General features: G+C 63.1%; 1 protein-coding gene. It reads right to left on the bottom strand.

Annotated features, from left to right (window positions below; all coding sequences use genetic code 11):
• Nucleotides 1-31 precede the first annotated feature (31 nt).
• Nucleotides 32-1308 (bottom strand): IS3 family transposase gene (locus ACWPOC_RS25525; protein WP_455409573.1). Its coding sequence is split into 2 segments (ribosomal slippage): nt 32-1029 and nt 1029-1308, totalling 1278 coding nucleotides; the frame shifts between segments, so codons are not numbered across the junction.
• Between the last annotated feature and the right edge of the window lie 51 nt (nt 1309-1359).

Genomic DNA, 1359 nt, shown 5'->3' with positions numbered 1-1359 from the left:
TGAACCGCCCCGGGCTTAGTGCACACTGCGGTTACCTGTGTGCGGCCGACTGGTCGGCACCGAGAGCAGCGTAATACGCAGTCTCGAACTCGAGCGGCGGGACCCGACCCAGACGGTGCATCAGCCGGCTGGTGTTGAACCAGTGCACCCACGCCGAAGTGGCTTCCTCGACGTCGGCGATGGTCCGGAACGGGCCCTTGCGGAACGGGGAATCCGCCGCGATGCATTCGGCCTTGTACAGGCCGATCGTGGTCTCCGCCAGCGCATTGTCGTAGGCATCGCCCACCGATCCGATCGACGGTCGCAATCCCTGCAGAAACAGCGTTTCCCCGAACCGGATTGCGGTGTACTGCGAACCTGCATCCGAGTGATGAATAGTGTTTCCCTGCAACGGGTTACCCTGCATCGATCGGAGTGAACATGCCTGATTGACGGCCCGCTGCACGAACGCGGTCTCCTTCGATGCCGAGACCTCCCAGCCGACAATCGTGCCGGCGAACGCATCGATCACGAACGCCGTGTACGCGAAGCACGGCACCATCTTCACGTAGGTGAAATCGGCAACGTACAACGCATCGGGCCTGTCCACGCGAAAGTCCCGGTCGACCAGATCCGGTGGCCGCGGTGCGGTCGGATCGGGAACCGTGGTGCGGATCTTCTTCGCCCTGGTGGCTCCTTTCCAGCCATGGGCGGCCATCAGGCGTTCGACGGTGCAGCGGGCCACCGCGATGCCTTGTCGTTGCAGGTGGGCCCACATCTTCAGCGACCCGTACAAGGACTCGGGTTTGCGGCGGCCGTGCTCGTCACGCTCGTCGTAGTAGGAGGCGAGCACGGCCGTGATCGTGGTGTCCCACAGCGCCCGCTTCGACAGCGGTCGGGTGCGCCAGGCGTAGAAGGTTCTCGGGGCGATCTTGCAGCCGTGTGCGGTGAGCACTCGGCAGATCGGTGCGACCCCGAAAGTGTCGCGGTGTTCCGCGATGAACCGGCAGATCACCTCCGTGGCGGGTCGCACTCCCGAGCGAAGAAAGACGTTGCAGCCTTGAGGATTTCAACGGTCTTCTCGAGTTCCGCGTTCTTTCGGCGCAACCTGCGCAGCTCGAGTTCGGTCTCGGACAGTTCGGTGGGTCCGGTTCCGGCCGTCGCGGTGGATTCCGCTCGTCGAATCCAGGTTCGCACTGTTTCGGGCTTGAGGAACATCCGTTCGGCGATCGTACGGATCGCTTCGTATTCGGAGGCGTAGTCGTCCCGGTGATCGAGGACGAGGCGGATCGCCTTCTCACGGACCTCGTCGGGGTACTTCTTCGGCATGAGGCTTACCTTCCCAAGAATGAAGGTGTGCATCAAACCCGGGACGGTTCA

Source organism: Rhodococcus sp. 5G237, assembly GCF_053764735.1.
Note: the sequence above shows the minus strand (reverse complement) of the source record. Positions and strands in the feature narration are given on the sequence as shown.